The organism is Streptomyces noursei (assembly GCF_016917755.1).
Taxonomy (GTDB): Bacteria; Actinomycetota; Actinomycetes; order Streptomycetales; family Streptomycetaceae; genus Streptomyces; species Streptomyces yunnanensis.
The window spans coordinates 6,550,693-6,575,421 of sequence record NZ_CP070326.1; the positions used below are offsets into that span (position 1 = coordinate 6,550,693).

The following is a 24,729-nucleotide window of genomic DNA, read 5'->3' on the forward strand; positions in this document are numbered from 1 at the left end:
CAGGCACACCAGGCACGCGCCGAAACACCGCGACGGCCCGGTACGCACCGCCGCCCCAGGGGCGGACGGATCGCGTACCGGGCCGTCGCGGTACGGCCGGTGCGGCGGGTCAGAACAGCCGCAGCTTGTCGTCCTCGATGCCGCGCAGCCCGTCGTAGTCCAGCACCACACAGCCGATGCCGCGGTCGGTGGCCAGCACCCGGGCCTGCGGCTTGATTTCCTGAGCTGCGAAGATGCCCTTCACCGGGGCCAGGTGCGGGTCACGGTTGAGGAGTTCGAGATAGCGGGTGAGCTGCTCCACGCCGTCGATCTCACCGCGCCGTTTGATCTCGACGGCGACGGTCTGCCCGTCGGCGTCCCGGCACAAGATATCCACCGGGCCAATGGCAGTGGGGTATTCACGCCGAATAAGCGAGTAGCCCTCGCCCAGTGTCTCGATCCGGTCGGCGAGCAGCTCCTGGAGGTGGGCCTCCACACCGTCCTTGATGAGCCCGGGGTCCACGCCCAACTCGTGCGAGGAGTCGTGCATGACCTCCTCCAGGGTGATGATGAGCTTCTCGCCGCCCTTGTTCTCCACCGTCCAGACGTTGCCGTCCCCCTCCTTGAGGGAGCAGGGCGGGGACATCCAGTTGAGGGGTTTGTAGGCCCGGTCGTCCGCATGGATGGACACGGAGCCGTCCGCCTTCACCAGGATGAGGCGGGGCGCGGAGGGGAGATGGGCGGTGAGCCGGCCCGCGTAGTCCACGGAGCAGCGGGCAATGACGAGGCGCATGGTGCGCCACGCTACTCGAATCGGGGCCGCCGACGCGATTCGCCCCCGTACCGGGGTCTCTTTACGGCGGAAACCCCCGCACCCCCGGCGCCCGCGCATGGCCGGTTGTATGTGCAATCTCCTGGTGCGGGCCCCTTGCGCGGCATACCGTTGACGCGGGGGGTCGCGGGGCGAACACGCTCTGTCGCGAATTCCCCTTGTCTCATCCATGAGGCCCCGTCAGTCCCGGCGGGGCCGCGAGAGGAGAACCTCATGTCGCTCGACGTCTCACCGGCCCTCCTCGAACAGGCCGAGCGAGGCGAGGTCGACGAAGCCGCGTTTGTCGACTGCGTCCGGACTTCCCTGCCCTACGCATGGGGGATGATCAGCTCTCTGGTGGACCGGCTGAAGGCGGACGGCGGAGAGTTCGCCGACAACCAGACGCCGCCGCCGGACGAGCAGGCGCGCGGCCAGCTGCTCCGCGCACTCGCGAGCAACGCCATCCGCGACTCGTTGGAGCGTCACTTCGGTGTGCGCCTCGCCTTTCAGAACTGCCACCGGGTCGCGGTCTTCCCGCTCGACCCGGCCGTCGACGAGCGGCTGGTCCGCTTCACCTCCATCCGCGGCCAGTTGCTGAACCAGTCGCCCGAACTCCGCGACTGCTGATCGGAGTTGCTGCCGCTGAGCCAGTTGGCCGGAGCACCCTCCGGGGCTTGCGCACCGGCGGCAGCACCACCGATCAGCCGTGCCCCGTGCCGCAGGGGCCCTCTTGGACCCCGCCGCCGCCCCGGCGGGGTCACGCCAGCTGCGGCAGCACCTCCGCGCCCAGCCGCCGGACGTTCTCCTCGGTGGCGGCCAGATCCCCGGAGCCCTCCACCAGCAGCGCGAACCGCCGGATGCCGGTGCGCTCCGACGTCGCCGCCAGCCGGTCCGCGCACAACTCCGGCGGGCCGACCGGATGCAGCGCGCACAACAACTCCGTGTACGCCAGCGGGTCGCGCATCGACCGGTACCGGCCGTCGACCGTCACATGCGCCCCCAACCCCTGCCGCAGCCATCCGGGCATCGCCTTCGTCAGCGTCTCCACCGCGGCCTGACGGTCGTCCGCGACCTGCACCACGCCCGCCGAGACGTGCTCCGCGGCAGCCACCTCCAAGGGGTCCCGGCCGGCCTCCAGCGCCGCCGACCGCCACAGCGCGACCATCTCCGCCTTCTCCTCGTCGCCGCAGTGCATGCCCAGCAGCATCGGCAGTCCGCGCGTGGCGGCCAGCCGCACCGACGACGGGGAGGTGCACGCCACCACCACCGGGGGCCCGGCCGTCAGCCCGTCCGGATCGTCGGGGTCGGTCAGCGCCTCGGACGACCGCGGCACCACCGCCACTTCGCGGAAGGAATAGCGCTCGCCCTGCGCACCCACCCGGGGCTCGCGCAGCCACCGCAGCAGCAGATCCAGCGACTCGGGGAAGCCGTGGTCGTACGCGGCCAGTCCGGAGCCGAAGACCTCCAGATCCACCCAGGGACCGCCCCGGCCGACGCCGAGCGTGAACCGGCCCTCCGACGTCAGGTGCAGCAGCGCCGCCTGCTCGCCGAGCGCCACCGGATGCTGGGTCGGCAGCACGCTCACCGCCGTCCCGACCCCGATCCGGCTCGTCCGTCCCAGCAGCAGTGCCGCCAGCGTCGCCGCCTGCGGACAGACCCCGTAGGGGACGAAGTGATGTTCGGCGAGCCAGACTTCGTGGAGTCCGGCCTGCTCCGCTACCTCAGTGGAACGCACCGCGCGGTGCAGTGCCTCCCCCTGTCCCTGACCGGGGAACTGGGCGCCCAGGATGAAAGCCCCTACGCGCATCGCTCTCTGCCTCCTTGCAGCCGACGCGACCCCCCCTCACCTGGCAACAACGTGCGACACGTGCCCAGGGCACGGCCTGACGCGAAATTTCCAGATCATCGCAGAAACGTGACGGCGGACTTTTGCCCCTGACCGCGCCGCGTACGCTGGTGACAGCCCTCCCCCGAACTCTCGACGCCTCTCCCGTGCTCCGCTTCGTTCGCGCGGGGGACCCCGTGAGCAGGGGAACCCCACCCCCGTCGACCTGCCGAGGTGTGCTGTGTCTCCGCGCCGAAACCGCCAACGCGGTGTGAACCCCCCGGACCGTGCAGCCCGCGCGGACCACGCGGGGGTCGGCCGCTACGGTCTGGAATCCACCGAGGAGTGGCGCGGCGAGGACTGGGTGGTCCGGCCGGTCGGTGCCGCCGGCGCGGCCAAGCACTACCGCTGCCCCGGCTGCGACCAGGAGATCCCGCCCGGCGTCCCGCACGTCGTCACCTGGCCCCAGCACGGCGACGTCGACGACCGCCGGCACTGGCACAAAGCCTGCTGGAACGCACGGAACCGCCGGAGCGCACGGCTCCAGCGGTCCCGGAACGCGCCCCGGTACTGAGGCCGTTACACGTCGCGCCGCTCCTGGACGGCAAAGGCGGCGGCCAGGGCGACAGCGGCGACGCCGGTCAGGATCCACAGTGGCGTCCAGCCCTCGGGACCGCCGTCGGTGCCGAGGAACGGAATGCCGTACAGCGTCGCCAGGGAATTGGGGACCGAGTAGGTGATCAGGCCCTTGGCGAGCCACTGCAGGCTCGACGCGCCGAGCATGAAGACCGCGAGCAGCATCGGCAGCAGGACGACCCCGAACATGGCGCTGATGGCGCCGGCGGAGTGCCGCAGCAGGGAGCCCACCGCCATGGCCAGCAGGCCGAGCATCGAGACGTACAGTCCGGCGCCCACCGTGCACCGCAGCCATTCGCTGATCGTCGGCTCCCGGCCGCCCACCATCCCGGCCATGGCGAGCGACACGACCGTGGTGGCGAGGGTCGTGATCACAAAGGCGAGCAGGAAGAAGACGATCGACTTCGCGGCGAGCACTCGCGCCCGGCTGGGGCAGACGGTCATGGTGGTCCGGATCAACCCTGTCCCGTACTCGGAGGAGATCACCAGAACGCCGAGCGGGATGATGCACAGGGTGCCCAGCATGACGCTGAAGAAGCCGAAGCTGATGCGGGGGCTGACGGTGTGGCCCGACATGGCGGTGGCGGTGAGCAGCCCGATGCCGACGATCAGCACGACCATCACGCCCAGCGTCCATATCGTCGAGCGCACCGAACGGATCTTGGTCCACTCGGCGGCCAGCGCATGGCCCAGGTGGGTCGGGCGGACCGGGATCGGCGAGACGTAACCGACGTTGCCCGCCTGCCAGTTGGCGCTGACCGGCTGCTGCTGCGGCGGCTGCGGGGCCGGTGCCTGCGGCGGCTGCGGCGGCTGTTGGGGCAGCTGGGGCTGGGCCTGCGGAGGCGCGGGAACGGTCAGCATCATCGTGCCGCCCTCCTTGCCCTGCGTACCCGGCCCGTGCGCCGCGAGCGGCCGCGGCTCGGGGTGGCCGCCGGCCGGCGGCTGTGCCTGGAGCATCATCGTGCCGGCCTCCTTGACGGGGGCCGGTTGGGGCTGGGATTGGGGCTGGGCCTGGGCCTGGAGCAGCATCGTCCCCGGCTCCTCGGCGGCCGGGGATGCGGGTCCCCCCTGCGCATGGGGGTCCCCCCGCTCGAACGAAGTTGAGAGTGGGGGAGGAGTTGAGAGCTCGGGGGAGGCCGGCGGCATCGGTCCGGCGGTGGGCGCGGGGCCCGGCGCGGGCACGGGGGCGGCCGGCGGCATCGGCTGCGCACCGGTGCCCGGCGCACCGGGCTGCGGCTGCGGCTGCGGCTGGGGCTGCGGCTGCTGAGGGCTGGTCATCGGACGTCCTGGGTGTGCGGCGTGGGCTGGTCGGCAGGGGCGGCGGGCGGCATGGGCGGCTGCTGCCCGTACGGGTGGGGTGCGCCGTACGGAGCGGGTCCCCCGTACGGGTGGCCCTGCTGCGGGGGCACCGGCCCGCCGGGCACCGGGGCGGCCGGGGCGTACGGGGCCTGCTGGGCGTAGGGGGCCTGCTGGGCGTACGGGTTCGGCGGTGGCGCGGCCACCCCCGGCGGCACCTGGCCCGGCAGTGGGGGTGCCCCCTGCTCGAACGGAGTTGAGAGCGTGGGGGAGGGCTGCCCCGGCGCGTACCCCTGGGGGGCGGCACCCTGCGGCGGGTACCCGGCGGGCGCAGCCTGGAGACCGGACCGCTGGTCGGCCGTCGAGCGGTAGTCGACGGCCCCCTGCGTCATCCGCATGTACGCCTCCTCCAGCGACGCCTGGTGCGGCGACAGCTCCCACAGCCGGATGTCGGCCGCGTGCGCGAGATCGCTGATCCGGGGCAGCGGCAGCCCGGTCACCCGTAGTGCGCCGTCCTCCTCCGGCACCGCCTGGCCGCCCGCCTCCGCGACGGCCGCGGTCAGCTTCTCGCGCTGCTCCGACGCACCGTCCGGCGTCCGCACCCGCGCGAAGTCCGCGGAGTTGGCCGAGATGAAGTCCTTGACGGGCATGTCCGCGAGCAACTGGCCCCGACCGATCACGATCAGGTGCTCGGCGGTCAGCGCCATCTCGCTCATCAGGTGCGAGGAGACGAAGACCGTACGGCCCTCGGCCGCCAACTGCTTCATGAGGTTCCGCACCCACAGGATGCCCTCGGGATCCAGGCCGTTGACCGGCTCGTCGAAGAGCAGCACCTGCGGATCGCCGAGCAGCGCCGCCGCGATCCCCAGCCGCTGGCCCATCCCCAGCGAGAACCCGCCGGACCGGCGCTGGGCGACGTCCTGCAGGCCGACCACCCCCAGCACCTCGTCGACCCGCCGGGCCGGGATGCCGGACAGCTGCGCCAGCGACAGCAGGTGCGCCCGCGCGCTGCGCCCGCCGTGCACCGCCTTGGCGTCCAGCAGCGCACCCACCAGCCGCGCCGCGTTGGGCGTCTGCCGGAACGGGCGGCCCCCGATCGTGGCGTGGCCGGACGTCGGGGCGTCGAGGCCCAGGATCATCCGCATGGTCGTCGACTTGCCGGAGCCGTTGGGCCCCAGGAAGCCGGTGACGGTGCCCGGACGCACCTGGAACGACAGGTTGTGCACGGCCGTCTTCGGCCCGTAGCGCTTGGTCAGGCCGACTGCCTCGATCATTCTCCGCCCCTCGCGAGATGGTCGGGGCAGAGGCGCCCTCGTGCCCCCGTGAGGGTTATGAGGCTATCGGGACGTTGACGGTTCCCGCCAAAACGGAGCAGCGGGCGCCGGCGGAGCGGCCCCTGCGCTCAGGCGTCCCGCCGGTTCAACAGCACATAGCCGACGACCAGCGCCGCCACCGTCCACCCCACCATGATCGTGAAACCGCCCCACGGCCCGTACGGCGTCGCGTCGTTGACCGGCGTGACCACCTGCATGATCCGCGAACCGGCCTGGTCCGGGAGATAGCGGCCGACCTTCTGCGTCGCCGAGACGTTCCCCAGGATGCTGGAGACCAGGAAGAAGAACGGCATCAGGATGCCCAGCGACAGCATCGGGCTGCGCAGCATCGTCGCCACGGCCATCGAGAACAGCGCCATCATCGCCATGTACAGCCCGCCGCCGATCACCGCCCGCAGCACCCCCGGATCGCCGAGGTACGCCCGGTGCTCGCCCAGCGCCGTCTGCCCCGCGAAGAACGTCGCGAAGCTGGTCACCAGACCGACCACGAAGACCAGCGCGGTCGCCACCGCCAGCTTGCAGAAGAGGAACACTCCGCGCTGCGGCACCGCCGCCAGCGACGAACGGATCATCCCGGTGCTGTACTCGTTCGAGACCACCAGCACCCCGAAGACGATCATCGCCAGCTGGCCCAGGCCCATCCCCGCGAAGCTGATGTTGGTGGCGTCGAAGGAGAGCTGCCGCTGTTCCGGCATCGAGTCGAAGTCCTTCCGGACCAGCGTGCAGATCAGCACGCCCGTCACGAGGGTCACCACCGCCGCGGTGCCCAGCGTCCACACCGTCGACCGCACCGACCGGATCTTCGTCCACTCCGACCGCAGGACCTGCCCGACGACCGCCATCCGTCAGCTCCTCTTCCTCTGCCACTGCCGATCCGTGCCCCAACCGGCCGGCGCCGGCCCGCGCGACATCGCGCCCTGGGGGACCGCCGACCGCACCGGCCCCCCGCCCTGCACCGTCGGCGGCGGCCCGCCGCCGTTGCGCGCGTGGTACTCCACGACACCGGCCGTCAACTGCATGAACGCCTCTTCCAACGACGCCTGCTGAGGACTCAACTCGTGCAGTACCAGCCGTTCGGCGGCGGCCAGTTCGCCCAGCCGCTCCGCCGGCACCCCGTCGACCTCCAGCGCACCGGCCTCACCGGCGAAAACCCGCATCCCCTCCCGGTACAGCATGGTCAGCAGCCGCTCCCGCTCCGGGGACCGCACCCGCACATACGACCGCGAGTTCTGCTCGATGAACTCCGCCATCGACGTGTCCGCCAACAGCCGGCCCTGCCCGATCACCACCAGGTGCTCCGCGGTCAGCGCCATCTCGCTCATCAGATGGGACGAGACGAAGACCGTCCGCCCCTGGGCCGCGAGGTTCTTCATCAGATTGCGTATCCAGTGGATGCCCTCGGGATCCAGGCCGTTGACCGGCTCGTCGAAGAGCAGCACCCGCGGATTGCCCAGCAGCGCCGCCGCGATGCCCAACCGCTGACCCATCCCCAGCGAGAAGCCCTTCGACCGCTTCCCCGCCACCGACGCCAGCCCGACGAGGTCCAGCACCTCTCCGACCCGGGCCCGCGGAATGCCGTTGCTCTGCGCCAGACACAGCAGATGGTTGGCGGCGCTGCGACCGCCGTGCATCGCCTTGGCGTCCAGCAGCGCTCCCACATACGTCAGCGGGTTCTTCAGCTGCCGGTAGTGCTTGCCGTCGATCCGGACCGTGCCGGCCGTCGGCTTGTCCAGACCGAGCATCATCCGCATGGTGGTGGACTTCCCCGCACCATTGGGGCCGAGGAAGCCGGTGACGATCCCCGGCCGCACGGTGAACGTCAGATGGTCCACCGCGACCGTGTCCCCGTAGTGCTTCGTCAGCCCTCTGAGCTCGATCATGTACAGCACGCTAGGGGCGCCCCGAGGCCCCCGCCACCGGGGCGCGCCGCCCGGAGGACCACCGGCCCCGCCCCCCCCGGGTACGACCGTGCCCCCGCACCACCACACGGGCGGCACGGGGGCACCAACGGACTACGGAAGAACCCTCCCGGCGTCGGCCTCAGCGGGTCTGCTGCGCGGGCACGCCCCGGGTGACGGACTCCTCGTCGCCGGGCACGCCGGCGGCGGCCACCGCCGCGCCGGTCAGCGTCGCCAGCATCTCGCGGACGTTGGTCAGCTGCGCGTTGATCGAGTCGCGGCGGTTGGTGAGCGCCGCCAGCTCGCGCTCGGACTCGCTGCGGATCCGGTCGGCCTTGGCGTTGGCGTCCGCCACGATGTCCTCGGCCTGGCGCTGCGCGGTCTCCACCGTCTGGCGGGCCCGGCGCTCCGCGTCCGTCCGCAGCTTCTCCGCCTCCAGGCGCAGCTGCTCGGCGCGGTGCTCGATCTCCGCCAGTCGCTTCTCCGCCTTGGCCTGACGCGAGGCCAGATCGCGCTCGGACTGCTCGCGGCGCTTGGCGAGGTTGGTCTCGAAGTCCGCGGCGGCCTGCGCGGCCTTCGCGCGGGTCTCCTCGAAGAGGGCGTCCGCCTCCTCCCGCTTGGACTGGGCGTCCTTCTGCGCCTCGGCGCGCAGGGTGGCCGCCTCACCCTTGGCCTTCTCGACGATCCGAGCACCCTCGTCCTCGGCCTTGGCCTTGCGCTCGACCGCGAAGGACTCGGCGTCGTTGCGCACCTGCTGGGCGGCGGACTCGGCCAGCTCGCGGTGCTGCTCGGCGGCCCGCCGGGCCTCCTCGCGCAGCTCCTTGGCCTCCTCCTCCGCGAGGCGGAGGATCTTCTCCACGCGCGCCCCGAGGCCCGCGTAGGAAGGTTCGGCGTCGGTGACCTGAGCCTGGGCGTTCTGCGTCTCGAGGTGCAGCTCCTCGATGCGCTTCTCCAGCGAGGTGATACGGGCCAGCGCGCTGTCGCGGTCCGCGACGAGTTTCGTAATGCGGTCATCCACCTGACCGCGGTCGTACCCACGCCGCACGAGCTCGAAGCCGAAGGGGGAGGAAGTGTCGCTCATGGGGTTCCTGTCGAAAGAGACCGGTGAGGTGATAAGGAGAATCCTAGGGGCCTTAACGGCGTGTCATCGAGTCATTGCGCGTTTGAAGTGGAGAATGACCCCTCATTTGAGTGGCTACCCTTCAGACGGCTTGCCACTCGAACGAGTTGTCCCGGCCCCCGCGGCGGCCTTCACCGCCCCGCCCCCCTTGCCGTCCCCGCCCTGTGTGGGCACCTCGAACGACTCCAGCGCCTCCAGTACGTCCTGAACGCGGGAGATTTCGGTGTTGATGTCCTCCCGGCGACGGACCAGCACCTCCAGCTCGTGCTTGCCCTCCGCGACGATCCGGGCGGCCTCCTCCTTCGCCTCGGCCCGCATCCTCTCCGCGTCGCGCACCGCGGCGGACTTCTTGTTCTCGGCCTCCTTGATCAGGCCCTCGGCCTTCTTCACCGCGGCGATCCGGACCTTGCTCGCCTCGCTGTTGGCGTCCGCCATCAGCTTGTCGGCCTTCTCCTCGGCCTCCACCTGCTGCGCGGTGGCCTGCGCGATCAGCTTGTCGACCCGCTCGCCGGCGCTCTTCATCGCCTCCGCCGACTCCCGACGGGCCCGCTCGTGCAGCTCCTCGACCTCGGACTCGACCCGGACCCGCAGCTCCTCCGCGCGCTCCCTTATGGCCGTCGCGTCCCGACGCGCCTCACCGAGCAGCGTGTCCGCGTCCGTACGGGCCTTCTCCACCCGCATATTGCCGTCGGCCGTGGCCTCCCGGACGATCCGCTCGGCCTCCTTGCGCGCCGCCCCGACCATCGTGTCGGCCTGCTCCTCCGCGCCGGTCGCCGTCTTCAGCGCCTCCTCCTGCGCCTTGGCGATCAGCTGGTCGGCCTGCTCCGCCGCGTCGCCGCGACGCTTGGCGGCATCCTTGCGGGCCTCGTCCAGCAGCTGGTCCGACTCCTCCAGCGCCTCCGTACGGGTGAGGTCGGCGGCCTCCTCGGCCTCCTCGCGGATCTTCGCGGACTCCGCGCGCGTCCGACTGGCGTGCTCCTGCGCCACGGTGACGGTCTCCGCCGCCTCCGCGCGCAGCCGGTCCGCCTCCGCGGTCGCCGTCGCGATCATCCGGTCCGCCTGCTCACGGGCATCGGCCCGGGTACGGTCCGCCTCCCGCTCGGCCTCCGCGGACCGCTCCGCCGCCTCCGCGCGCAGCCGCTCCGCCTCGCCGGCCGCCTCCGCCACCAGCTCGTCGGCCTGAGTCGCGGCGTCGCCCCGCGTCTTGTTGGCCGCCGAACGCGCCTCGTCGGCGGTCCGCTCGGCGTCCGCCCGGGCACCCTCCAGCACCTCGGCCGCCTCGGCCCGCAGCCGCTGCGCCGCCTCGGTGGCGTCCGCCACCAGCCGCTGCGCCTGCTGCTCGCCCTCCGCGCGCAGCCGCTCGGCGGCCTCCTGGCCCTCCCGGACCGTGCGGTCCGCGTCGTCCTGCGCCGAGGACGTCAACTCGGTCGCCTCGGTGACGATCCGTTCGGCCTCCGCGCGCGCCTCGGTCAGCAGCCGATCGGTCTGCTCCGCCGCCTCGGACCGCATCCGGTTCGCGTCGTCCCGCGCCTCGGCCCGGGCCCGCGCCGCGTCCTGCTCCGCCGACGCCAGCGCGTCCGACGCGTCGGTGCGCAGCTGCTGCGCCCTCGCCGTGGCGTCCCCGACCAGCTTCTCGGCCTTGGCGGTGGCGTCCGTGACGAGTTTGTCGGCCTCGGTGGTGGCTTCGGTGAGCAGGCGGTCGGCCTGTTCGGCGGCCTCGGTGCGTGCCGTGTTGGCGTTCCGGCGTGCCTCGTCGAGGACCTCGGCGGCCTCCGCCCGCAGCTCCTCGGCCTTGGCGGTGGCGTCCGTGACGAGTTTGTCGGCCTCGGTGGTGGCTTCGGTGAGCAGGCGGTCGGCCTGTTCGGCGGCCTCGGTGCGTGCCGTGTTGGCGTTCCGGCGCGCCTCGTCGAGGACCTCGGCCGCCTCCGACCGCAGCCGCTCGCCCTCCTCGATGGCCTCCGAAACCGTGCGCTCGGCAAGGGACTTGGCGGCCTCCGTCGCCTCCTGCGCCTCGCGCCGGACCCGCGCGGCGTCCTCCGACGCCCGCTCCCGCTCCGCGTAGGCGTCCGCGCGGACCCGGTCCGCCTCCTCCTGCGCCTCGGACTTCGTCCGCTCCGCGGCGTGCTCGGCCGCCGAACGCAGCCCGGCGATCTCCTCGTTGGCCTGCTCGCGCAGCCCCGAGACCGCGTCCCGCACCTGCTGCGCGGTCTGCTCGGCCGTCGCCACCAACTCCGCCGCGCGCCGGTCCGCCTCCTCGACCAGCCGCTCGGCCTCCGCCTGCGCCTCACTGACCCGTGTACGGGCCGACGCCAGCAGCTCCTCGCTCTGCTCCCGCGCGGCCGTCCGCTCCTGATGAGCCTCCTCGCGCGCCTCGCCCAGCAGTTGCTCGGCCTCCCGGCGCCGCCGCGCGGCCTCCTCCTGCGCCTCGGCGAGCGCCTCCGCGGCCTCCGTGCCCGTACGCTCCGCGGCGGCTGCCGCCTCCGCACGCACCCGGTCCGCGGTCTCCTGCGCCTCCGCCTTGAGCCGCTCGGCCTCGGCCGCCGCCTCGCTGCGCAGCCGCGCCGCCGCCGCCTCGGCCTCCGACCGGGCCGCCGAAGCGTCCCCGGCCGCCTCCGACCGCAGCCGCTCGGCCTCGTCCTCGGCCTGCTGCTGCAACGACCGACGCCGCTCCGCGGCCTCCGCCTTGAGCCGCGCGGCCTCCTCCTGCGTCTCCCGGCGCAGCTGCTCGGCCTCCGCGCGCGCCTCCCGCAGCGACTCCTCGGCCGCCGCCAGCTTCTCCTCGGCCTCGCCGCGCAGCCGGTCCCGCTCCGCCTGGGCCTCGGCCCGGCGCTCCTCGGCGGCCTCCTCGGCCTCCGCGCGCAGCTTCGCCGCGCTCTTCTCCGCCTCGCCCGTCAGCTCCTCGGCGGCCTGGGTGCCCTCCAACAGCAGCTGCTCGGCCTCGTTACGGGCCCGCTCCAGCGCCTCCTCGGCCTGCCGCCGCAGCGCGGCCGCCCGCTCGATGGCCTCGGTCCGCACCCGCTCGCTGTCCGCGACCGCACCCGAACGGGTCTCCTCGGCATCGGACTTGGCCTTCGCCAACAGGTCCTCGGCGGTCCCGGCCGCCTCCTCGATCTGCTGGACCGCCTCCCGGCGCGCCTCACCGCGGATCCGCTCGCCCTCGGCGACCGCGTCCGCCCGCAGCTGCTCGGCCTCGCCGCGCAGCCGCCGTGCCTCCTCCTGGAGTTCGGCGGTCTTGGCGCGGTACTCCTTGGTGTCGTTCTTCGCCGCGCCCTTGAGCTGCTCGGCGGTGTCGTGCGCCTGCTCGCGCAGCCGGTCGGCCTCCGCCTCGGCCTCGTGGCGCAGCCGTTCGGCCTCCTCGACGGCGGCCTTCGTGGTGGCCTTGGCGTCCTCGGACGCCTTGGTCAGGATCTCCTCGGCGGCCCGCGCGGCCTTCGCCAGCTGCGCGGCGGAGTCCTCGGCGGCCCGCGACCGCGCCGACTCCTGCGCCTCGGACAGCAGTCGCTCCGCCTCGCCCCGGGCGTCCGCCCGCAGCGCCTCGGCCTCGGCCCGCAGCGCCTCGGCCTCCTTGGTCGCCTCCGCGACCAGTCGGGCCACCTCCGCCTTGGCCGTACGGGTGCGCTGCTCGTTCTCCGTCTCGGCCGCCGACAGCCGCTTCGCGGCCGAGTGCTGCGCCTCCTCGACGAGCTTCTCCGCCTCGGCGCGCGCCTCGCGCAGCGCCGCATCGGCCTCCTGCACCCGCGCCTCGGCGGCCCGCGTCAACTCGGTCGCCTGCCGGCGTGCCTCATCCGACTCCGCACCCGCGGTCGAACGCAGCTGCTCCGCCTGGTCGGTGGCCTCCTGGGCCTGGCTCGACGCCGCGTTCAGCAGGCGCTCGGCGTCCGTCCGCGCCCGGCGCAGGATGGATTCCGCTTCGGCGCGGGCCTCTTCCGCGGCGGTGCCCAGCCGTTCCCGGGCCCGGTCGGCCAGCCGCTGCGCCTCGGCGCGCGCCGCCGTCAGCGCCTGTTCGGCCTCCGCCCGGGACTCCTCCATCAGCCGACGGGCCTGGGACTCCGTACGGGCCCGCAGCTGTTCCGCCCACGCGACGTTCTCGTTGACGTGCGACTCGACGGTCTGCCGGCGCTCGTTGAGTTCCTCGTCGAGCCGCTGCCGACGGCTGACCGCCTCGGCGTGCAGCTCGGCCTCCATCCGGGCCTGCCGCTCGGCCGACTCCTGGAGCAGCCGTTGGGTCTGCGCGCGTGCCTCGCGCACCTCCCGCTCGGCGTCCGAACGTAGCTGGTCGGCCTGGATCTGCGCATTGCGCAGCAGCTGTTCGGCCTGGTGGCTGAGGTTGTCGTAGGCAGGCCGGGACGCGAGGTTGCGGCGCGCCTCGTGGAGCTTGGCGCGCAGCACCTCGACCTGGTACCCGAGGTCGTCGGCGTGCTGGACGGCCTTGTCCCGCTCGGTCTTCAGCCGCTCCATCTCGGCTTCGAACTGCGAGAGGTGATCGACCTCAGCCCACTGACGCTCCTGGCGCTCGTTGCCCCGCACTGCGCGGTCCCATCCGTCCCCTGGTCATGGCGGCGGCCGGCTCCGGCGCTGCAGCGCGGGTTCCGTACACGTCGCCGCGTACCGAACTCGCGCCCTTCGGAGCTGACCCTTCCGAAGAAATGGTGTCAGATCATCGGCAGAGTATGGACCGAGCCCCATTCCCGTACCCCGACCGAAGCTGCACTCTACCGGCCGGGGAAGCGGAAGGTCAGTGGTCAGTCGCGTCCGGGGGCGCGGCGGTGACGAGTTCGGTCAGCACACCGTGGCAGTCCTTGGGGTGCAGGAAGGTGATCCGCGACCCCATCGAACCCCGTCGCGGTTCGTCGTAGAGCACCCGGACGCCCTTGCGGCGGATGTCCTCGGCAGCGCCATCGACGTCTGCCGTGCCGAAGGCGATGTGGTGCACGCCCTCGCCGTTCTTGGCCAGCCACTTGCCCACCGCGGAGTCCTCCCGGGTCGGCTCCAGCAGCTGCAGGTACGAGGCGCCGCCGTCCGACGTCTCGTTGATCTTGAGCATGGCCTCGCGGACCCCCTGCTCCTCGTTGACCTCGGTGTGGAACACCTCGAAGCCATACGTGGCACGGTAGAACTCGACGGTCTTGTCGAGGTCGAAACAGGCGATCCCGATGTGGTCGATTCGCGTCAGCATGGCTCCAGTGCACCGCCCGCACGGCTGGTTACGCAACGTGCGCGCGATCACACCCGCTTGCCGGTGACCCGGCGACTACCCCTCAGTACATTGACGGGAACCCTCGTTAACTTCCCTGCAAAGGAAGGCCGCATCGTATGTCTGCATCGAACGGCACCACCTCGGTCATCGTGGCCGGCGCCCGCACGCCCATGGGCCGGCTCCTCGGTTCACTGCGCACCTTCTCCGGGGCCGACCTGGGCGGAGTGGCCATCAAGGCGGCGCTGGACCGCGCGGGTATCGGCGGCGACCAGGTGCAGTACGTGATCATGGGCCAGGTCCTGCAGGCCGGGACGGGGCAGATCCCGGCGCGCCAGGCCGCGGTCAAGGCCGGCATCCCGATGAACGTCCCCGCGCTGACCGTCAACAAGGTCTGCCTCTCCGGCCTGGACGCCATCGCCCTGGCCGACCAGCTCATCCGCGCGGGCGAGTTCGACGTCGTCGTCGCCGGCGGCCAGGAGTCCATGACCAACGCCCCGCACCTGCTGCCGAAGTCCCGCGAGGGCTTCAAGTACGGCGCGGTGGAGATGCTCGACGCGATGGCGCACGACGGCCTGACCGACGCCTTCGAGGGCATCGCGATGGGCGAGTCGACCGAGAAGCACAACACCCGTCTGGGCATCGGCCGCGCCGAGCAGGACGAGATCGCCGCGCGCTCCCACCAGCGGGCCGCAGCCGCCCAGAAGAACGGCCTGTTCGAGGCGGAGATCACCCCCGTGGAGATCCCGCAGCGCAAGGGCGAGCCGGTGCTCTTCAGCAAGGACGAGGGCATCCGCGCCGAGACCACCGCGGAGAGCCTCGGCAAGCTGCGGCCGGCCTTCGCCAAGGACGGCACGATCACCGCGGGCACGTCCTCGCAGATCTCCGACGGCGCCGCCGCCGTGGTCGTCATGAGCAAGGCCAAGGCCGAGGAGCTGGGCCTGGAGTGGATCGCCGAGATCGGCGCGCACGGCAACGTCGCCGGCCCGGACAACTCCCTCCAGTCGCAGCCGTCCAACGCCATCAACCACGCGCTCGCCAAGGACGGCCTCGGCGTCGAAGATCTTGACCTGATCGAGATCAACGAGGCGTTCGCGGCGGTCGCCGTGCAGTCAATGAAGGACCTGGGGGTCTCCCCGGAAAAGGTGAATGTCAACGGTGGTGCCATCGCGCTCGGACACCCGATCGGCATGTCCGGCGCCCGTATCGTGCTGCACCTCGCGCTGGAGCTGCGGCGGCGCGGCGGCGGCATCGGTGCCGCGGCCCTGTGCGGGGGCGGCGGCCAGGGCGATGCGCTGATCATCCGCGTACCGGGCAAGTGACGGGCCCGCGCGCCGGCCGGGTGCCGGCGCGCGGCGCGGGAGCAGCGCGTACCAGCCAGTGAGTCGAGGTCGAAGGAGCCGAGCGCGATGGTGGACGTCCCCCAGCTGGTGGAACAGGCCCGGCAGGGCCGCCCGAGGGCGGTGGCCCGGCTGATCTCCCTCGTCGAGGGAGCGGCGCCGGAGCTGCGCGAGGTGATGGCGACACTGGCGCCGCTGACCGGCGGCGCGTACGTGGTCGGACTCACCGGGTCGCCCGGCGTCGGCAAGTCCACCACGACGTCCGCGCTGGTCACCGCCTACCGCAAGGTCGGCAAACGGGTCGGTGTGCTCGCCGTCGACCCGTCCTCGCCGTTCTCCGGTGGCGCGCTGCTCGGCGACCGGGTCCGGATGAGCGAGCACGCCTCCGACCCCGGCGTCTACATCCGCTCGATGGCCACCCGCGGCCATCTCGGCGGGCTGGCCTGGGCCGCCCCGCAGGCGATCCGGGTGCTGGACGCCGCCGGCTGCGACGTGATCCTGGTGGAGACCGTGGGCGTCGGCCAGTCGGAGGTCGAGATCGCCTCCCAGGCCGACACCAGCGTGGTGCTGCTGGCCCCCGGGATGGGCGACGGCATCCAGGCGGCCAAGGCCGGGATCCTGGAGATCGGCGACGTCTACGTCGTCAACAAGGCCGACCGGGACGGCGCCGACGCCACCGCGCGCGAGCTGAACCACATGCTGGGCCTGGGCGAGTCCCGGGCGCCCGGCGACTGGCGGCCCCCGATCGTCAAGACAGTGGCGGCGCGCGGGGAGGGCATCGACGAGGTCGTCGAGGCCCTGGAGAAGCACCGGGCCTGGATGGAGGAGGGGGGCGTGCTGGCGCGGCGACGGCTGGCGCGGGCGGCCCGCGAGGTCGAGACGATCGCCGTCACCGCGCTGCGCTCCCGGATCGGCGACCTGTCCGGCGACCGCCACCTGGACGCGCTGGCCGAGCGCATCGTCGCCGGCGACACCGATCCCTATCGGGCGGCGGACGAACTGGTGGAGGGGCTGACGAACGGGGCCTAGGCGGCCGGTTCGTCAGCCTCGGGCGCCGGGGCCGCGGTGGCCTCCCGCGCCGCCGGGCCCTGGCGGTGCCGGGGGCCCGCCTGCGGCCCCCGGGACGCCGCGGTGGTCGGCGTCAGGGGTTGCCGCGGTGCTTGCGCAGGTGTTCCGCCACCGGTGTGAGGGAGGAGCGGAAGGACTCCAGGTCCTCGGCGGCGAAGAGGTCGATGAAGTGGCGGCGGACCGAGGCGACGTGGTGCGGGGCGACCCGGCGCATCGTCTCCCAGCCCTCTTCGGTGAGGACGGCGTAGAGTCCACGACGGTCCGACTCGCAGCTTTCGCGGCGCACCAGGCCGGCGTTCTCCATGCGGGTGATCTGGTGCGAGAGGCGGCTCTTGGACTGCAGCGTGCTGGCGGCCAGGTCGCTCATCCGCAGCCGGTGGTCCTCGGCCTCGGAGAGGTTGACCAGGATCTCGTAGTCGTTGTTGGTCAGGCCGAACGGCTGGAGATCGCGCTCCAGTTGGTGCATCAGCAGTCTGCTGACGTCCAGATGGGTGCGCCAGGCACGCTGCTCCTGGTCGGTCAGCCAGGGAGTGTCGCTGTCGGTCGTCATGGATGAATTCTACCCGTGAAAGTTGAATAGTGAATTAGTTGTGGTGTGTGACATTGCGGAAGTCGGCCGGGGTTCGTGGTTGATCAGACGTTCGAGGTCACCGTCCGCAGACTACCGTTCACAGCCCGAAGTGGCGCTGAAGCCCCCCGAGGCCGCCGGGCGGCTGCGGCAGTTGTGAGCCACTTTCCGGAGTCGGCGCGCCGCCGCCCGGCACGCCCTCCTCCGCCGGCAGCGCACCGGTCGCCCTCTCCGGCATCAACTGCTCCGTGGACTGCAGCAGAACCGTGCCGGCGCCGGTGAACTCGAACTGGTGCTCCTCGCCGGAGGCGCCGCCGATGCCGGTGTGGGCGCGCAGGCCGCCCAGGAATCCCCGCAGGTACTGATGGTCGTAGTGGTGGCAGGGGGAGGGGCAGTCGGCCCAGCCGACGAGGGCCTGCGGGTCCACCCGGATCGGGGGCTCGACGAACACCACGGGGCCGTTGGAGGCGGCCACGAACTTGCCCGTGCCGATGAGCGTGAGGAAGCCCGGGATGATCGATTGCTTCAGCGACAGAGATGGCTGAAACGCGAGCACGTTGCCGGAGCGAATAGTGAGGTTACCCTCATCCAGATCATAGGAATTGATGTCGAACGACCGGTCAGCGAGGAGCATCTTGCCCCGGCCCTCGGCGACCACCCAGTCCGCGGCGTGCAGTGGCGAATGGAAACTTCCGGCGATCAGGCGGTCCAGGCGGCCGTGTCCGATGCCGTGGAAGTCGATCTGCCCGTAGTAGGCGATCATCTTCCCCTTCTGGAGGAACCACTGGCCGTCGAGGTCGACGCTGAAGGCGTACGGATTGACGTTGTCGTCGGAGGGCAACGAGTGGACGTCGTGGACGACGGGACCGTTCACAGCTTCTCCTCCGACGCCTGTACGTAGACGGTGCCCCGGCCGGACAGCTCCAGTTGGAACGCCTCCCCCGAGCCGCGGCCGATCATCTCGCGCCAACCGATGGCGGTGGACAGGCGGTTGCGGACGTCGCCGCGGTGCGCGACATACGCCTGCGGGTCGACGTGGACCGGGCGCTCGGGGGCGATCGGCAGCTCGATGACGCCGCCGTGGGCCATCACCGCGACCGAACCGTGGCCCTGCAGGGTGGTGGTGAACAGGCCCTGGTCGGTGACCTGTCCGCGGACCATGCCCATCACCCCGCCCTGCGCGCCCATGAACATCGTGCCCTGGGACAGCGAACCGTCGAAGGCCAGCAGGCGGTCGGCCTCCACATAGAGCGTGTCGCCGGTCAGGTCGACGACCTGGACGTGGTGGCCGCCGTACCCGAACATCACCGTGGCGGTGGGGGTGTCTCCCCGGCCGTGCAGACCTTGGGCGACCTCGACGGTCATCAGGGGCGTCGCCTCGCCGGCGATCCGGCGGCCGATCATGGAGCCGAGGCCGCCCTGACCGCCCTGGATGTTGGGGGTGAAGGTGACCTCGCCGCGGTAGGCGAGCATCGCGCCGCGCTGGCTGAACAGCCGCTGCCCGGGGACGATCCTGGCTTCCACCATGCGGGAGTTGAGGGCCGTGAACGGCATCAGACCTCACCTCCCACGGTGTTGCGCTCGCTCGGCTGCACATAGACCAGCCCCTCGCCCTCGAAGCGGATCTGGAACGCCTCGCCGGAGCCCTCGCCGAGGAACGTGCGGAAGTTCACCCCGGACTGGAAGTGCTGCTTCAGCTGGCCGGTGTGCGCGATGTACGCGCCCGGGTCGACCTGGAGGGGGTACTGCTTGGTGACCCGCAGCACCACGGCCGGGCCGTCGGAGGTGAGCGCGGCCTGCCCGTGGCCCTCCACGGTGGTGGTGAACAGGCCGTTGCCCTGCGAGGCGCCGCGCAGCCCGGTGAACGTCGTGCCGGTGTGCAGTGCCGCCTCGGTGCACAGCAGGTTGCTGGCCTCCACGAACAGCTTCTCGCCCTGGAGGCGGACCAGGTTGACCTCGCTGGCGCGGTCGGCGAAATAGCAGGTGCCCTGGCCCTTCACCTCCATCACGGTCATCTGCTCACCCGTCAGCCGCCGGGTGACCATGCCGCGCAGCCCCTCGCCGCCGCCGGTCATCTTCTTGAAGGTCATCCGGCCGTCGTAGGCGACCATCGCGCCGTTCTTCGCCTTGACGGCGTCGCCCGCGAGGTCGACGGCGAGCACCTTGCTCCCTTGGAGCCGAAACTGAGCCACGGGGCAGACGGTAGTGGGCGCAGGGCGGGCAGGACAGGGCCTTTGTCCCGGAGTCGACCCCGGTCTTTCCCCGAGCCCGCCCGGATCGACCCCGTCCGCGCGCCCGTGGGCAGCGGTCCACGCGCGCCCGACCGCCCCGGGCGCGGTGATCGCCGGAGCGGCTGTAACAATGGGGCGGACGCTTGTGAACTCTTGCACAAGCATTGTGACGCCCGCCTCCCCCTCCGCCCGAACGAGGTTCCCGTGGACATCAAGACCGCCGCCGCCCTGCACCGCCTGCGCCTGGCATCCATCCCGGAGGCGCTCTCCTTCCCGGCGCTGCTGATATTCGGCACGGGCTTCCGGATCTTCCTGGGCTACGACAAGCTCGTCATGCCCCTCGGCCTGCTGCACGGCATCCTGTTCACCATCTTCCTGGTGCTGCTCCTGGACGCCTGGAACCGCACCAAGTGGCCCTTCAAGCGGGTCGCGTTCTTCTTCGTCCTCGCGGTCCTGCCGTTCGGCGGCCTGTACGCGGACAAGGTGCTCAAGCGCGAGGAGGAGGCCGGTGTGATCGCCGCCCGCGCCCGCCGGGAAGGCACGGTCAACGCATGATCGTCGCCTTCTCCGTGAGCCCGCTGGGCGTCGGCGAGGACGTCGGTGAGTACGTCGCCGACGCCGTCCGGGTCGTCCGCGAGTCCGGCCTGCCCAACCGCACCGACGCGATGTTCACCTCCATCGAGGGCGAAAGAGTGTACCTGTGAGGTCATAGACGCAGAAGCCCCGCCCGCCCTCGATCGGAGAGCAGACGGGGCCTGTTTCTTAGTGCTGACCGTCCGGCGCTATGTCAGATCACGAGGCGGGCGCGCCGACTCCCTCGCACATGTCGAGAGTGCCTTGCTTCTGATGCGCGGCTACCGGTTGGCCGGGTTCGGCGCCGACCGTCGCGCCGCAGACGGGGCAGACGCCTGCGCACTGTCCGGGGTCGAACCGGGCTCCGGGGTGGGTGTGAGTGCATCCCATTTCAGCGTTCTCCGTTCGTTCGACGGATGGTGCCTTACGGTGGTGCGACCCTCCTCAGCAGTTGAGGAGGGGGCCTAGAGGAGGCGCACGAAGATGCGCGCCGTGTTGTAGAACGTGATGGTCAGGCCCGGTTTCCCGGAGGAATCTTGCCTCTGAGACCAGCGGTCGATGTTCGCGATCTGGGGAGATTCGGCACGAGCAAGGAGCGCTGCCAGCCACGTCTCCGGAGCATCGGACGGCTCTGGGGCATCACCCACAGGCACCGGGTTGCCCTCTACCGCCTGAAACTCCCCACCGTCATCCTTGTGGCGCTCCCCTTCTGGAAGCTGACCGTAGATTTGCCAACGTGCCTCGCCTTTGGCGGTGGTGATTGACACCCCGAACGGGTGTTTCGTGTCGCCAGACTCGGCAAGTGTCTGGACGCTGACCGTGGTCGGGTCGTTCTTGGCCAGGCTCACGACGAAATCTTGAAAGGTCTGGGGGCGCACTGGGGTCGTCCTCTCTTCGCGAAACGCTCAGTTTAGGAGTCGTGGCCCGGCACGTTGGTTACGCCGGAGGCTCAGGGGCGACGGTGGCGACCACGGAGCGCCCCAGCAAGCGGCGCCATGATCGTTCGGGGCGGGGTGTCGGTCGGCGGGCCGGGGGCGTGGAACACCACAGTGGCCCCGTGCACCTCACACCGGTACGCCCCACCTCCCAGCGGAGTCATGTCGTGCCACGCCATGGGGCACACAACGGGCCGGTAGTCGCCTTCCAGCACAGCGGGGGAAGGTTCCCCCTCCTGGGGGCTGAACAGCTGTTCTAGGACCCTCCACACGGCTTCCCCGCCCCGTCCGACTTCTTGCCCGCATTGCTGCCGTTGCTGCTGCGGTCATTCAGCTTCTTGGTCTTCTCGCTGAGATCCTTAGCGCTGCCGCTCATCGCCGGGCGGCCTCCAAGATCTTGCACAGGCGCTCCGTGTCCCCGCTGGAGAACGGCGGGGGAACGACCTTCTCCACCAGGGCGCCGCCGGGCTTCTTGACGGTGGCCACCATGGGGTCATCAACGAGGAAGCCGGCCGCCTGGAGGGCATCGTGCAAGCGCTTGCACATCTCTTCGACGGTTCGTGCGTGGTCGGTGCCGGTGGGGGTGTCAGGCATAACGCATCACTCCTCAGCGGGGATTCCGCTTTGGCTTCTTGGGGGTGGTTACAGCATCGGCACCCGCAGCTACCCTGACCAGGGCATAGGCGTTTCCAAGTGGTTTGGAAAGGTGGTGAGTTGGACGAATGAGCGAACCAGCTAACGGGCTTCAGTGGTTCGGGCGGGAACTGGAGGAGGCGTTACGGCACAAGGGGGCAACGCAACAGGCGCTTGCCGACTTCACCGGGTACAAGGCGCCGTACGTCTCGAAGGTGAAGAACGGGCAAGCGCTCCCGAGCCCTCAGTTCGCTGAAGGATGCGACCGGTTCTTCAACACGTCGGGCTACTTCGCACGGTTACTCCAACGGATCTCCAAGCATGGGCATCCGGAGTGGTTCATCCCGTACCTGAATCTGGAAGAGAAGGCCGCAGGTATCAGCGACTTCTCACCGTTCCTCGTCATGGGGATACTGCAAACCCCCAACTACGCTGAGGCACTGTTCAGGGCGGCGCACCCTCGAGACGTAGACGAGTCGATCAAGACCAAGGTGGCGGCGCGACTTCACCGCCGGCACATCTTGGAGCAGGACGCCCCGCCCCTGCTGTGGGTGATCTTGGATGAGTCATGCCTGCATCGCCGTGTAGGCGGCAGCGACGTGATGCGAGAGCAGATGGAACACCTACTCCTCGCTGCCCAAGGCCCCCACATCACGTTGCAAGTTCTCCCGTACGACTCGGGCGCGCCTGCGGCTGCTGAGCCCTATACGCTGCTCACGTTCAACGATGGCGAGACCGCCCCGGTGCTCTACTCGGAAGCGCAGGGGGAGGGTCGCGTGATCGACTCGGCCTCGATGGTGGCGACCGGTACAGAGCGGTACGAGCGCCTGCGAGCCGACGCACTGTCCCCGGAGCGGACCGTCCGCGCGCTGCGTGATGCGGTCAAGGAGTACACGAGATGAGCGACACCCAACGGTGGGTTAAGTCCAGCTACAGCAGCGGCGACGGTGGACAGTGCATCGAATGGGCACCTTCAGCCGTTGCTACCGGCGCCGTCCCCGTCCGTGACAGCAAGAACCCTCACGGCCCCGAACTGACCTTCTCCGCACACGCCTGGTCAGCGTTCGTGAACAACCTCCAGAGCGCCGAACTCCCGACCGCCTGACCCCGACACCCTCCCGGCCCCGTTCGCCACGCACACGGCAGACGGGGCCCGTCTGTACGCCGGAAACCCTGTGACCCGTACACGGACAGCGCTGCTATCCACTGCCGGTAGCCCTAACAGCGCTTAGGGGGTCACTCCCCACCCCTTAACGGGGTCGTTCTCGAGACCGATCCGACACGTTTCCGCTGGTCACAGCACGAACGAGAGCAAAAAACGGCTTCACACCCAGCGCACGCGTCTCGTGCTTGAGCCGGGATCGCCAGACGCGCTAACGGCTGAACTTTGGCAGCGCTCCACCCTTCCCCGCGCTGACACAGCAAAAGACCGCCTGACGGGTGGCCAGACGGTCTCTCAGGTCTCAGGCGCAGCAGGGTTACGACGCTTCACTCAGCGCCCGGTACAGCGTCGCCCGGGACACCTTGAGGGCCTTAGCGATCGACGTGACGCTCTCACCCTTGGCCCGGCGCGCCTGAGCCACAGCGAGTTTGTCAGCGTCCATGACGGTCGGGCGTCCCCCATGGTTGCCATTGCGGGCGGCAGTCTCTAGCCCCTCCAGGGTCTTCTCCCGGATGCCCTCCCGTTCCACCTCAGCGGAGACAGCAAGCACGGCGAAGACGATGGCCCCGGACCCGTTCGGGTCGTAGACGCCCTGGAGCGGACCGGAGAGAAGTTCCAGTTGGATGCCGTCCGCCTGGAGCGTGGCGGACAGAGCCATGAGTTCAGCGGCGCTACGGGCAAGCCGCTTCATCTCCACCACGGTCAGGATGACCGGCTGACCAGGTGCAGCCGCCCGGATCTCCCGAGCCAGCGTCAGAGCCTTCTCCAGCTCCGGCCGCTCCTTCACACGGGTGCTGATCTTCTCGGAGAACACGCGGCTGCACTGCGCACCGGCCAGCGCATCCAACTGCGACTGAAGTTCCTGACCGACCGTGGAGCAACGGGCGTAGCCAATCCGTATCGCTGCGCCCGGCGCCGCCTCGGGCACGTTGGGTACCGCCGCACGGGCCACCCACGCCTTACCGGGGTTCCGGTCCGCCGGAGTCTTCACCGTCAGCTCCGCTTTCAGCGCGGGCACCAGGGCGAAACGGCCCGTGTGGTAGTTCGCAGCCACCTTGCCCGTGGACGTACGGCAGGCACTACCGGCGGGCGCTGCGCACTTCGGGCAGTCGTGGCGCTCCGTCAGGTCAGCGGGGGTGCTGGTGTTCGTCGTCATGATCAAACCGTCTCATAAACGTGTCTCTAAAGCCAGGCGAGCGGCGGATCTTTTGCGACGGGTTTTGAGACGCCGAGGTCGGGGCGAAACGGACACCCGCCCGCCATGCACCCCAGCGTCTCAATAACCATCGATTGTGAGACGCCTGCCGGTCGTCACGCTCGGCAACGGCCCGCGCAAACGCTCCAATGAGCCACACGAGAGTTTTTGCTCGCTGCCGCTCTAGCGGAGAATCAACGAGGGGCCACCGCCTGGGGCGGGGGCGGACTAGACCTCGGGAAGCGACACCCCGCGCCAACCCTCATAGCCCGACAGCTTCCGGCGCGTACCAAACCGCTTATCCATCGCAGCGAACAAAGCCCGCTTACCCATCACCGCCCCCAGCGAACGAGACAACACCGGCTCCGCAGCGCAGAACGCCTCCCACACCGCCGACGTACGGACATGCACGCTGTACGGCGCAGCACCCAAACGCTTCACCCACGTCGCCGGATCATTCAACGCAGCGCGGAATGCATCGAACTGCGAAGCCAGCGAAAGGAGTTGAGTCGCTCGGGCGTCGGACGCCGACTCAATCTCTGACGCCACATCACGGAGCGAACGCACCACGAGGGGGCTTACATCGACGGGGGCGGGGATCGCCTCAAGGTCCCGAGCTAGCCCGTCGGCTACGTCCTGGTGCCACCGCTTGTCATCCGGATCAGTCGCATTGTGCGCAGCAACGCGAGAGTCCAACAGGTACCCCTGCAACTCCCGGCGAAGTTTCTCGTTCTCCTCCCCAGCGTCCAGCGCATCAGCCAGACCGCGCAGCCACTCACCCATGCCGCGCCGCACCAGCGGCCAATCCCGCCATTCACCGCCCGGCGTCGTCCACTGCGCCCCCGACCAGACGAACGGCACCGGTGCACCCACCCCGGCAGCGTGCCTAAGCGGTCTTGGTGAAGTGTGGTGCTGTTTGGGTATGTGCCAT

General features: G+C 70.7%; 24 protein-coding genes and 1 pseudogene. 8 read left to right on the top strand and 17 right to left on the bottom strand.

Translation table 11 applies throughout. From position 1 onward, the window contains the following. Nucleotides 1-109 precede the first annotated feature (109 nt). Nucleotides 110-772 carry an endonuclease NucS gene (gene nucS / locus JNO44_RS28790; RefSeq protein ID WP_039632746.1) on the bottom strand — a complete coding sequence of 221 codons (663 nt, stop codon included), beginning with the start codon at nt 770-772 and terminating at the stop codon, nt 110-112. A 252-nt stretch (nt 773-1,024) separates the two neighbouring features. On the opposite strand from nucS, the gene JNO44_RS28795 reads away from it, so the two are divergent. Continuing rightward, nucleotides 1,025-1,417: an SCO5389 family protein gene (locus JNO44_RS28795; protein ID WP_067346895.1), complete on the top strand. Its 393-nt coding sequence runs from the start codon at nt 1,025-1,027 to the stop codon at nt 1,415-1,417. 130 nt (nt 1,418-1,547) lie between these two features. Here the strand turns inward: JNO44_RS28795 and JNO44_RS28800 are convergent, their stop codons facing one another. After that, nucleotides 1,548-2,597 (bottom strand): LLM class flavin-dependent oxidoreductase, encoded by a 1,050-nt coding sequence (locus tag JNO44_RS28800; protein WP_205366683.1) that lies wholly within the window; start codon nt 2,595-2,597, stop codon nt 1,548-1,550. 259 nt (nt 2,598-2,856) lie between these two features. On the opposite strand from JNO44_RS28800, the gene JNO44_RS28805 reads away from it, so the two are divergent. Next, entirely contained in the window at nt 2,857-3,189 is a 333-nt protein-coding gene (locus JNO44_RS28805) for an ATP/GTP-binding protein (protein WP_205366684.1), read from the top strand. A gap of 5 nt (nt 3,190-3,194) precedes the next feature. On the opposite strand, the gene JNO44_RS28810 is transcribed toward JNO44_RS28805, so the two are convergent. The 7 genes from JNO44_RS28810 to mce all read right to left on the bottom strand — a co-directional run bounded on the left by JNO44_RS28810 (nt 3,195) and on the right by mce (nt 14,075). Then, nucleotides 3,195-4,529, bottom strand: a complete 1,335-nt coding sequence (locus JNO44_RS28810; RefSeq protein ID WP_240167697.1) for an ABC transporter permease — start codon at nt 4,527-4,529, stop codon at nt 3,195-3,197. Next, a complete protein-coding gene (locus JNO44_RS28815) occupies nt 4,526-5,821 on the bottom strand; it encodes an ABC transporter ATP-binding protein (RefSeq protein ID WP_205366685.1) in 1,296 nt (431 codons plus the stop codon). The genes JNO44_RS28810 and JNO44_RS28815 overlap by 4 nt, the downstream gene beginning before the upstream one ends. Nucleotides 5,822-5,949: 128 nt before the next feature. Next, nucleotides 5,950-6,723 (bottom strand): ABC transporter permease, encoded by a 774-nt coding sequence (locus tag JNO44_RS28820; protein ID WP_102926044.1) that lies wholly within the window; start codon nt 6,721-6,723, stop codon nt 5,950-5,952. A gap of 3 nt (nt 6,724-6,726) precedes the next feature. Continuing rightward, nucleotides 6,727-7,761, bottom strand: a complete 1,035-nt coding sequence (locus JNO44_RS28825; RefSeq protein WP_205366686.1) for an ABC transporter ATP-binding protein — start codon at nt 7,759-7,761, stop codon at nt 6,727-6,729. Nucleotides 7,762-7,921: 160 nt separating this feature from the next. Then, on the bottom strand, nt 7,922-8,860 hold the full coding sequence (locus JNO44_RS28830; RefSeq protein WP_039632736.1) for a coiled-coil domain-containing protein: 939 nt from the start codon (nt 8,858-8,860) through the stop codon (nt 7,922-7,924). A gap of 114 nt (nt 8,861-8,974) precedes the next feature. Next, a complete protein-coding gene (gene scy, locus JNO44_RS28835) occupies nt 8,975-13,426 on the bottom strand; it encodes a polarized growth protein Scy (protein WP_205366687.1) in 4,452 nt (1,483 codons plus the stop codon). Between the two features lie 208 nt (nt 13,427-13,634). Then, the gene (mce, locus tag JNO44_RS28840; RefSeq protein ID WP_205366688.1) at nt 13,635-14,075 is read right to left on the bottom strand and encodes a methylmalonyl-CoA epimerase; all 441 of its coding nucleotides are present in this window, start codon (nt 14,073-14,075) and stop codon (nt 13,635-13,637) included. Nucleotides 14,076-14,212: 137 nt separating this feature from the next. On the opposite strand from mce, the gene JNO44_RS28845 reads away from it, so the two are divergent. Continuing rightward, nucleotides 14,213-15,415 carry an acetyl-CoA C-acetyltransferase gene (locus tag JNO44_RS28845; protein WP_205366689.1) on the top strand — a complete coding sequence of 401 codons (1,203 nt, stop codon included), beginning with the start codon at nt 14,213-14,215 and terminating at the stop codon, nt 15,413-15,415. Nucleotides 15,416-15,502: 87 nt separating this feature from the next. Then, the gene (gene meaB, locus JNO44_RS28850) at nt 15,503-16,462 is read left to right on the top strand and encodes a methylmalonyl Co-A mutase-associated GTPase MeaB (protein WP_205366690.1); all 960 of its coding nucleotides are present in this window, start codon (nt 15,503-15,505) and stop codon (nt 16,460-16,462) included. A 112-nt stretch (nt 16,463-16,574) separates the two neighbouring features. On the opposite strand, the gene JNO44_RS28855 is transcribed toward meaB, so the two are convergent. The 4 genes from JNO44_RS28855 to JNO44_RS28870 form a co-directional block, all read right to left on the bottom strand. Continuing rightward, nucleotides 16,575-17,051: a MarR family winged helix-turn-helix transcriptional regulator gene (locus JNO44_RS28855; RefSeq protein WP_205366691.1), complete on the bottom strand. Its 477-nt coding sequence runs from the start codon at nt 17,049-17,051 to the stop codon at nt 16,575-16,577. Nucleotides 17,052-17,169: 118 nt separating this feature from the next. Further along, nucleotides 17,170-17,943 (bottom strand): AIM24 family protein, encoded by a 774-nt coding sequence (locus tag JNO44_RS28860; RefSeq protein WP_205366692.1) that lies wholly within the window; start codon nt 17,941-17,943, stop codon nt 17,170-17,172. Further along, nucleotides 17,940-18,623, bottom strand: coding sequence for an AIM24 family protein (locus JNO44_RS28865; RefSeq protein WP_205366693.1), 684 nt, complete (start codon nt 18,621-18,623; stop codon nt 17,940-17,942). The genes JNO44_RS28860 and JNO44_RS28865 overlap by 4 nt, the downstream gene beginning before the upstream one ends. Beyond that, nucleotides 18,623-19,261, bottom strand: a complete 639-nt coding sequence (locus JNO44_RS28870) for an AIM24 family protein (RefSeq protein ID WP_205366694.1) — start codon at nt 19,259-19,261, stop codon at nt 18,623-18,625. The genes JNO44_RS28865 and JNO44_RS28870 overlap by 1 nt, the downstream gene beginning before the upstream one ends. Nucleotides 19,262-19,504: 243 nt before the next feature. On the opposite strand from JNO44_RS28870, the gene JNO44_RS28875 reads away from it, so the two are divergent. Both JNO44_RS28875 and JNO44_RS28880 read left to right on the top strand, forming a co-directional pair. Then, nucleotides 19,505-19,855, top strand: a complete 351-nt coding sequence (locus tag JNO44_RS28875) for a DUF3817 domain-containing protein (RefSeq protein WP_067346876.1) — start codon at nt 19,505-19,507, stop codon at nt 19,853-19,855. After that, nucleotides 19,852-19,989, top strand: a pseudogene (locus JNO44_RS28880) (thiamine-binding protein); the annotation flags it as partial. The gene JNO44_RS28875 and the pseudogene JNO44_RS28880, both read left to right, overlap by 4 nt. Before the next feature lie 348 nt (nt 19,990-20,337). Here JNO44_RS28880 and JNO44_RS28885 read toward each other — a convergent pair. Together JNO44_RS28885 and JNO44_RS28890 are read right to left on the bottom strand one after the other, a co-directional pair. Then, nucleotides 20,338-20,721 (bottom strand): hypothetical protein, encoded by a 384-nt coding sequence (locus tag JNO44_RS28885; protein ID WP_205366695.1) that lies wholly within the window; start codon nt 20,719-20,721, stop codon nt 20,338-20,340. 459 nt (nt 20,722-21,180) lie between these two features. Continuing rightward, on the bottom strand, nt 21,181-21,402 hold the full coding sequence (locus JNO44_RS28890) for a hypothetical protein (RefSeq protein WP_205366696.1): 222 nt from the start codon (nt 21,400-21,402) through the stop codon (nt 21,181-21,183). Between the two features lie 128 nt (nt 21,403-21,530). On the opposite strand from JNO44_RS28890, the gene JNO44_RS28895 reads away from it, so the two are divergent. Both JNO44_RS28895 and JNO44_RS28900 read left to right on the top strand, forming a co-directional pair. Then, complete coding sequence (locus tag JNO44_RS28895; RefSeq protein ID WP_205366697.1) at nt 21,531-22,343, top strand: helix-turn-helix domain-containing protein; 813 nt, start codon at nt 21,531-21,533, stop codon at nt 22,341-22,343. Continuing rightward, on the top strand, nt 22,340-22,546 hold the full coding sequence (locus JNO44_RS28900) for a DUF397 domain-containing protein (RefSeq protein WP_205366698.1): 207 nt from the start codon (nt 22,340-22,342) through the stop codon (nt 22,544-22,546). The genes JNO44_RS28895 and JNO44_RS28900 overlap by 4 nt, the downstream gene beginning before the upstream one ends. Before the next feature lie 373 nt (nt 22,547-22,919). Here JNO44_RS28900 and JNO44_RS28905 read toward each other — a convergent pair whose 3' ends face one another. Beyond that, the gene (locus JNO44_RS28905; RefSeq protein ID WP_205366699.1) at nt 22,920-23,759 is read right to left on the bottom strand and encodes a recombinase family protein; all 840 of its coding nucleotides are present in this window, start codon (nt 23,757-23,759) and stop codon (nt 22,920-22,922) included. Between the two features lie 267 nt (nt 23,760-24,026). Next, complete coding sequence (locus tag JNO44_RS28910; RefSeq protein WP_205366700.1) at nt 24,027-24,671, bottom strand: hypothetical protein; 645 nt, start codon at nt 24,669-24,671, stop codon at nt 24,027-24,029. Nucleotides 24,672-24,729: the final 58 nt, after the last annotated feature.